Raw genomic sequence first — 6,682 nt, 5'->3', positions numbered from 1 at the left:
CTCTAATTAACTCAGCCCTGCTGGGTCATTTTGCATGGCTTAGTCTAAACTCCAGTATTAAGGATGAATTGAAATAATCATGGAACAATTAACACCAGCATTTGAATCGATTCTTAGAGAATTTCATCAAGGTATAGAGCCTGAAGTAATGGCTGAAAGACTGAAGTTTTATACTTCTGATGAGTGCCTTGAATTGTTACGTATGGGATGGAATATTGGTTACGAGGATTATTGGGATCAGGTTAGTCATTATTCAGCAGCCATGCATAAAGCAGATGTTCAGAAATTTAAAAATTGTGTAACAAAAGAAGAGAGAGAATTATTAATTCAGGGGTGGAATGAAAACCACGTATGGGCTATATCAGTGGAAGTAGATGCTGATAGGTTTGAAAATTGCGCTACTCAAGAAGAAAGGAATGCTTTCATCAGCGAATGGGACGCTAATTATTGCGAGGCTGTATTTCTTGAAATAAATGATAGATATTCGGACGATGATTACTAAGCAAGCAAAGTTTGCACTATTAATTTTTTGGAAGTTAGCTAACAACTAAAGTTAAAACACTAAACCTTGCCCAAGGTACTGTTGCATAAAAGTTCTGGAGATTTGAAGGTTTGATAAACCCGTTCCATTGCCTCAGAACCCAGAACTGCCAATAGCTTGGGGGAGGTTTGTCTAGTTTGGCGAAGGTTGATTATTGCCAGCAATATCTGCGGTTCTTGCTAGCCGGAGCGCTTTGTATAAATGCGTAGAGATTGTCTCCCTGCGATCCACAGACTACAACGATTTGACCACTGATTATTCCAAAGAAATGCGATCGCTTCTCCGCACATCGCATTATTGTCCTGTCACCTCTTACTTTTTGCTTTTTACTTCTTAAATTTATGTTTTTATTTTCAGCGAACGTCAATCAGATTAATTCTGTTATCCCTATTGAGTTTGTTTCAATGATTTTAGCAATTACTTCTTTATCAGAATATTAGCAATCTGTCAAATCAACAAGCTCTGACTTATTGAGAAAGGGGTGACAAAATTCCTTAATCCGAAAGTGCATTCTAGCTTTTTAACGATATTCACGGCATCATAAAGCTACTTTCAAAAAATACGAAAAATCATGACATACAAGACCCAAATTACCCCAGAGAAAAAAATCAAGCATGAGTTAGCCCTACAGATGGTAGAGCAACTTGAGCCTTTTTTGGCTGCCACATCTTGGAAAAACTTCAAGAAGGCAGGAAGAGGCTATTTATTCTTTCATAAATTACTTGATATTCAACATCAAGCTGGGAATACCTTTGAAGCTACCCGGAGCAAATCGCCACTAGAAAATCAGATATTGTATATTCCAAAAGATTCACAAATATGGCGTGAAACGAGAAAATCGGAAGCCAAGGCAGGACAACAAGAAGAATGGGCAAAATTCTATGAACTAGTTGATACCTATAACCCAAGAAATGAATTTTTAATAGTTGTTGGCTTGAACTTAGAAAACAAGGCGACAGAACACTATTTTCTAAGAGAACCTGAAATCCCACCATATAAAACCAGGTTTGACAATCACCAAGCCTGAATGGGTTCTGTTTCATTGACTGTCAAAATATATTACTTCAGGGTATGCGGTAGGGAAGTAAGGGAACCGATCGCCCTTTCCCCTCTTCCCCCTTCCCCACTTAAAACACGAGTGGGATAAGGAGTGCGATTTTAGGGATGTGTAGAGTGTTGACTGTAGGAATCTGTGGAATGTACCCCAAACTTAACGTAGGCGATTGTGGAGGAGAGAAGCGCGATCGCTACCTTCCCCAATACCCAATGCCCAATGCCCTAAAAATATATTGGAGGTTTTGGGGTTTTGGTAGTCATGGTCTGGTAGTCACGATGATTAATATCTATTTATATAGAGGGCGTGACTACGGTATCAACATCTGATACAAAATTCGGCTATCTTCAGTGGTGACTACCAAACATTGTATAAAAGCTAGCAGCAGGAAGTTGGTAAAGAATTAATCGGGATAAAGCGATCGCGTAGGGAATGTCGTTTAAGCAATATTTCCCGACATCTACACCCACATGGATGTCTGTCTGTTTTTCTGTAAAGCTGGTGAGTCGAGATGCTTACTAAGTGTTTTGTCTTTTTAGCGATAGACGTTTCTACGTCTAAGGATATAATTGGTGTTTAATTTTGAGACATTAATGAGATATTAAATTGAAAAATTAATTCAGATAGAAACTTATGGCAACTGAGCAAAAGCTTCAATCTCTTTTTAATAACTTAGATCGTGATCAAGACGGCAAAGTGTCCATTAATGAGCTTTTTTTAAGTCCCGGAGTTGCCCTTAACGTTCAAACCACTACTAAATTGATGTGATTTATGACCATTAAAATCATAAAGCTAGCTTCGATCCTTATCGGGATAGTATTTATTGCCTGCGGTCAGCCAACTGTACAGGCTCAAAACCTCCAGGCTGATTTAATCGAAGGTCAGGCTACATATTACGACCCGGCCGGAAATTTGGGATTTTGCAAAAAGCCAGTACCGAAATATGCAGTAGCCCTGCCTGCTCAGAGGTTCAGGGGGTCTGATTTTTTAAAATTATGCGGTAAGCGGGTAAAAGTCTCAACCTTAGACGGTAGTAAATCAATCACCGTTCCGATTTTCGATAAATGTTTTGCTTGCAATTACAACAGTATTGACTTGACCACTAACGCTTTTACTCGATTATTCCCAAACACAAACAATGGAAGACAAACAGTTATTTGGTCAATACAACGGTGACATCTAGTTAAATTTAAAGTAGGCACAAGACCTCACACCCAATCAATCGCCCCATTCCCCCACAACCCGAATTCTCACCCCGTAGTGCGTCTCTAGCTGTGGGGTTTTGCTTTGGTGAGTAGGCTAATCTGAAATAGAATGCTCTACTGTAGGCGCTTTTAATCCAATGTCGGTTTGTAGCTCTACACTATTACTAGCCACAGGTGACAACATCGACAACGCCGCCGCCGCTCCCAATACCTGATCGTCAGATACTTCTAAATATCTCTGCAACTGTTCTAAATTCCGATGGCCAGATATTTCCTGAATAACTCTCAGTGGAATGCCAGCGTTACTCATTTGGGTTAAGGCAGTACGCCGAAAGCTGGCTGAATTTCTGCTATTTTTTTAACCTGTAAGAAAGGTAACAATAAATATGGAAGATAACAGAGCATTAGGGGCAGGTGCAGTAGGTGCTGCCGCAGGTGTGGTAGCTGGTACAGCCGGGACAATTGGTGCAGTTTCAGTCTCCGGTAGCGTTGCGGGTCTGAGCGCAGCAGGAATAACTTCTGGTTTAGCTGCGATCGGAGGGGGAACAATGGTAGGAGGCATTGTTGTTGCCGCCGCCGCACCAGTTGCAGCAGCAGCAGCAGCAGCAGTAGGTTATGGTGCTTACTTGTTTTATTTAAACTTTATGGATTATTAAGCTACACAGTTAGCAAACCGCGATCGCCCATCCATCCCCCCTTCCCCCTTCCCCCTTCCCCACTTAAAACACGAGTGGGTTTAATTTTGCGATTCTAAGCCAGTGTAGGGTGTTGGCTGTGGATTTAGTACCCCAAAGTTGGTGTAGGCGATTGTGGCGGCGGTAGAGAGAAGCGTAGCTTGCCGCCATAGGCATCGCATGCTGCCAGAACCTATGAAGAATTAGATCAAGCCATCACCAATGCCTTAGATGCAGTGACTAAAAAGGACATTATTGGATGGTTTACTCACTGTTGTTACTATATTGCACCCAACTTAGAACCGCTATAGTTGTGTGTCATAACGACAGCAGCACTCAACTGATCGGTGAGAGGATGAAGTTGTGATCGCCTTTCCCGTCGCGTCAAAACGACCTGATCTGCCAGAGCAAAGCGATTACTGTCAAGGTATTATACGCGGTCCGGTGAAAGTTTCAGTCCCTGCTACTGGGGCATTATCTTGGAGCGGATTCGCGTTTAGTGAGAACGACCTCAGTGTTGCTTTTCCTTGCAGTATCCCAGCTTTTGGATCGACTGTTGCATTAACATCGCTTCTAACAATTGCGCCAGGTAATGTCGCTGTTGGGTAACTGAAGTTGAGTACCGTGGCAGTAAAATCTCTGTCTGAGGTACACTTCCAACTGCCTTGTCCGTTGCTATAAGGTTGGGAGGAAACACCATTTTGGTCTGAAGGAGAGGGAGCACCACTTTGGTTTGAGCCAGTAAAAAAATAGTCACCATCTCGAGTAATCGTCATAAGTAAGCTAAACGGACCGAAGTCACCAGAGACTTTCGTGATGTACGTGCCTGTCACCAATCTGCGACAATCTGCTATGTAATGAGCTGAGGCTTGGTGCAGATTCACAAAGCCCACGATACTGAGTACCAACAATACACAAATCATTAACGTGGCAAAAGCCTTACGAGTTTTCATTCTAGAACTTCCACTGATAAGTACACAAACTTATTAATTCACATTTTGGGGTGCGAGTAGCAACGGATACTGTTGGCGAAACATTCCTTAATACCCTCAAAGCTTTGAATCTTCGTCATACCCTTGTTGGAACTGATTGACTTTTGTAAATCAGACAACGCTAAAATCGGGATTTCAGATATGAAGAAATAATTCGCCAACAGTATCAGAAGATTAGCGATCGTCCTCCCCATCACTTCCCAACGCCCCACTCGTGCTGTGAGTGGGGTTAATTTTGAGATTCTAGGGGTGTGTACTCCCTTGACTGTGGAATGTTACCCGAAAGTTGGTGTAGGGGATTGTGGAGGGGGAGAAGTGCGATCGCGCAATTCCTTAAAAATAGATTGGAGGTTATGGGGTTTGGTAGTCACGCCTGGTAGTCACGATGATTTTGGTAGTCACGATGATTAATATCTATTTATATAGTGACCGTGACTACGGTATCAGATTTTGATACAAAATGAGCTTATTTTCAGTGGTGACTACCAAGTTTGTATAAAAATATATTACGAATAAACTGGTACAGAGATGCCGGAGCGGGTGCGGTCGTGCCGCAGGTAAAAATGGGGAGTTAGGAGTTAGCGATCGCGGTGTGAAAAATTGAGAAGCGAAAAAATGTTTGGTGGCAGTGGTCAGCGATCGCAGGGAGACGTGGCGACGGGGCATAGGAGTTATGTTTTAAAATTTTCAATAAGCATAACTGTTGTAATTGCCATGAGCGATGCCTTCGGCGGGCGCAGCCATCGCATTGACCAAATCATAGAGAAGCTTCACCAATTAAAGGAAATCAGACAACAGTTAATCAATGAACCCATGTCGCCACCTGGGGTATGGATTCATCAGTATGAGGTACGCAAGCGTTACAAAAAAGGTGGCGATATTTACACCTACACTTATGCAACAAAATGGCAGTCAGTAGAACCAATTTTTAACCGTAATCCAAAACCTCGTTTAAAAGGTATCGTTAAACGAGGTAAAAACCCTAAAATGACCTGTCACACATAGGCAGGGTGAACAGTAGCAAGGTCGTTAAAGCTTATCAAGAGTGGGAAAATCGCAAGCGGTTAGACGCGGTTGATAAAGCCTTGGAACAGATAGAAGCCGCGCTCATCGGAGTTATGCCAGAATAAATCAATAAGACATAACCATTAATGACCATAACTTACCCGCTCTGTGCAAGCGATCGCCCACAGGAGACGCAGCAACGCCGCCGTCGTCAGCAACGCAGTTGCCAGTCAAAACCACTAACGTCACCACAGCCAAGGTATTAATCGTAGTTTTAATCGGATAAAAGATAAGGGTTGCCAGTTAAGACCATCAACGTCACCACAGCCAAGCCACCACACCACGCCACAGCTACCATAGCGATCGCCACCACAGCAAACAGGAGACGTGGGAGACGCGGTAACGCCGCCGTCGTTTGGCAACGCAGTTGTTATTCTTACCCACCACACCACGCTAACGCCCAATAGCTGATAACCACGCTGGGAATTGGGAGCGATCGCTGCGCCCGCCGAAGGCATCGCTTGCTTAGGAGACGCGGAAACCTGTTATATCTTCTGAGAAGATTATAATAACAAGATGAGGAATTTTCGCTAGCCATTAACCCAGCGAACGCTCCCCGAACGAAGAACCAAGGAGACGCGGCGATAGCCGCCGTCGTTCGGCAACGCAGTTGCCAGTCCAAATCCCATGCCACCACAAGCGATATCTACGGTTAGGCTATGCTTACGCACCTGGAAACACTGAGCAATATGTTAGAAGTGGAAGCTGTTATTATAAATTATTAACCAGTTTATATAAATAATTAACCAGTTATTATATTAATACCAGTTACGCAGATATAGCATTATAACAGGTACGCTATCTAATAACTAGATGCTAGAACCCAGTCAGGGAGGATTTATTTCCCGACATTTTCTTCAACCGGTGACAGCATAGCCAAGCTTGCAGGCGCTTTCAACACCTGCTCGTTAGTCACTTCCAAATATTTTTGTAACTTTCAATCACTGAGATTGACCTAGTAGCTAGCTTCCCCTTCGTGTAAGATTTCCGAATCACCAGCCGGGGTCTGACATTGCCAAGGGATGTGTAGATATCTTGAGTTTGTAGCGTACAGCATTTGCGGATACGGCAAGCACTAAACAAGCAGACACCAAACAGTGGCGCGTTTTGCATAAAACTTGTGCGCTTGACAGTAATAAGTAAGTACAGGT

General features: G+C 43.1%; 11 protein-coding genes and 3 pseudogenes. 8 read left to right on the top strand and 6 right to left on the bottom strand.

Translation table 11 applies throughout. The features are described 5' to 3' along the window. Positions 1-79: 79 nt before the first annotated feature. The 5 genes and pseudogenes from HWQ38_RS00130 (at position 80) to HWQ38_RS00110 (ending at position 2,771) form a co-directional block, all read left to right on the top strand. Positions 80-502, top strand: a complete 423-nt coding sequence (locus HWQ38_RS00130; protein WP_292788878.1) for a hypothetical protein — start codon at positions 80-82, stop codon at positions 500-502. A 610-nt stretch (positions 503-1,112) separates the two neighbouring features. Then, complete coding sequence (locus tag HWQ38_RS00125) at positions 1,113-1,568, top strand: hypothetical protein (protein WP_292788875.1); 456 nt, start codon at positions 1,113-1,115, stop codon at positions 1,566-1,568. Between the two features lie 170 nt (positions 1,569-1,738). Continuing rightward, a complete protein-coding gene (locus HWQ38_RS00120) occupies positions 1,739-1,924 on the top strand; it encodes a hypothetical protein (RefSeq protein ID WP_292788872.1) in 186 nt (61 codons plus the stop codon). A gap of 304 nt (positions 1,925-2,228) precedes the next feature. Beyond that, a pseudogene (locus HWQ38_RS00115) lies at positions 2,229-2,330 on the top strand (EF-hand domain-containing protein); the annotation flags it as partial. Between the two features lie 36 nt (positions 2,331-2,366). Then, the gene (locus HWQ38_RS00110; protein ID WP_292788870.1) at positions 2,367-2,771 is read left to right on the top strand and encodes an RlpA-like double-psi beta-barrel domain-containing protein; all 405 of its coding nucleotides are present in this window, start codon (positions 2,367-2,369) and stop codon (positions 2,769-2,771) included. A 123-nt stretch (positions 2,772-2,894) separates the two neighbouring features. Here the strand turns inward: HWQ38_RS00110 and HWQ38_RS00105 are convergent. Then, a pseudogene (locus HWQ38_RS00105) lies at positions 2,895-3,146 on the bottom strand (tyrosine-type recombinase/integrase); the annotation flags it as partial. A 40-nt stretch (positions 3,147-3,186) separates the two neighbouring features. Between HWQ38_RS00105 and HWQ38_RS00100 the strand changes: the two are divergent. Beyond that, positions 3,187-3,456 carry a hypothetical protein gene (locus tag HWQ38_RS00100; RefSeq protein WP_292788867.1) on the top strand — a complete coding sequence of 90 codons (270 nt, stop codon included), beginning with the start codon at positions 3,187-3,189 and terminating at the stop codon, positions 3,454-3,456. Positions 3,457-3,896: 440 nt separating this feature from the next. On the opposite strand, the gene HWQ38_RS00095 is transcribed toward HWQ38_RS00100, so the two are convergent. Then, positions 3,897-4,427, bottom strand: coding sequence for a hypothetical protein (locus HWQ38_RS00095; protein WP_292788864.1), 531 nt, complete (start codon positions 4,425-4,427; stop codon positions 3,897-3,899). Between the two features lie 258 nt (positions 4,428-4,685). Here HWQ38_RS00095 and HWQ38_RS00090 point away from each other — a divergent pair, with 258 nt between their 5' ends. Together HWQ38_RS00090 and HWQ38_RS00085 are read left to right on the top strand one after the other, a co-directional pair. Next, positions 4,686-4,877: a hypothetical protein gene (locus HWQ38_RS00090; RefSeq protein ID WP_292788861.1), complete on the top strand. Its 192-nt coding sequence runs from the start codon at positions 4,686-4,688 to the stop codon at positions 4,875-4,877. Positions 4,878-5,066: 189 nt separating this feature from the next. Continuing rightward, positions 5,067-5,471: a hypothetical protein gene (locus HWQ38_RS00085; RefSeq protein WP_292788858.1), complete on the top strand. Its 405-nt coding sequence runs from the start codon at positions 5,067-5,069 to the stop codon at positions 5,469-5,471. A 126-nt stretch (positions 5,472-5,597) separates the two neighbouring features. Here the strand turns inward: HWQ38_RS00085 and HWQ38_RS00080 are convergent, their stop codons facing one another. The 4 genes and pseudogenes from HWQ38_RS00080 to HWQ38_RS00065 all read right to left on the bottom strand — a co-directional run. Beyond that, positions 5,598-5,729, bottom strand: coding sequence for a hypothetical protein (locus HWQ38_RS00080; protein WP_292788855.1), 132 nt, complete (start codon positions 5,727-5,729; stop codon positions 5,598-5,600). Then, complete coding sequence (locus HWQ38_RS00075; RefSeq protein WP_292788853.1) at positions 5,717-5,989, bottom strand: hypothetical protein; 273 nt, start codon at positions 5,987-5,989, stop codon at positions 5,717-5,719. The genes HWQ38_RS00080 and HWQ38_RS00075 overlap by 13 nt, the downstream gene beginning before the upstream one ends. 72 nt (positions 5,990-6,061) lie before the next feature. Further along, a complete protein-coding gene (locus tag HWQ38_RS00070; RefSeq protein ID WP_292788851.1) occupies positions 6,062-6,202 on the bottom strand; it encodes a hypothetical protein in 141 nt (46 codons plus the stop codon). 241 nt (positions 6,203-6,443) lie between these two features. Continuing rightward, positions 6,444-6,682, bottom strand: a pseudogene (locus HWQ38_RS00065) (hypothetical protein); the annotation flags it as partial.

It is taken from the genome of Nostoc sp. NMS7, assembly GCF_017115085.1.
Taxonomy (GTDB): domain Bacteria; phylum Cyanobacteriota; class Cyanobacteriia; order Cyanobacteriales; family Nostocaceae; genus Nostoc.
Note: the sequence above shows the minus strand (reverse complement) of the source record. Positions and strands in the feature narration are given on the sequence as shown.

What these genes read in the sequence shown, in the direction of transcription:
- HWQ38_RS00130 (WP_292788878.1), top strand. Translation starts at nt 80, where the DNA reads ATGGAACAATTAACACCAGCATTTGAATCGATTCTTAGAGAATTTCAT.
- HWQ38_RS00110 (WP_292788870.1), top strand. Translation starts at nt 2,367, where the DNA reads ATGACCATTAAAATCATAAAGCTAGCTTCGATCCTTATCGGGATAGTA.
- HWQ38_RS00100 (WP_292788867.1), top strand. Translation starts at nt 3,187, where the DNA reads ATGGAAGATAACAGAGCATTAGGGGCAGGTGCAGTAGGTGCTGCCGCA.
- HWQ38_RS00120 (WP_292788872.1), top strand. Translation starts at nt 1,739, where the DNA reads ATGTACCCCAAACTTAACGTAGGCGATTGTGGAGGAGAGAAGCGCGAT.
- HWQ38_RS00125 (WP_292788875.1), top strand. Translation starts at nt 1,113, where the DNA reads ATGACATACAAGACCCAAATTACCCCAGAGAAAAAAATCAAGCATGAG.
- HWQ38_RS00095 (WP_292788864.1), bottom strand. Translation starts at nt 4,427, where the DNA reads ATGAAAACTCGTAAGGCTTTTGCCACGTTAATGATTTGTGTATTGTTG.
- HWQ38_RS00075 (WP_292788853.1), bottom strand. Translation starts at nt 5,989, where the DNA reads ATGCCTTCGGCGGGCGCAGCGATCGCTCCCAATTCCCAGCGTGGTTAT.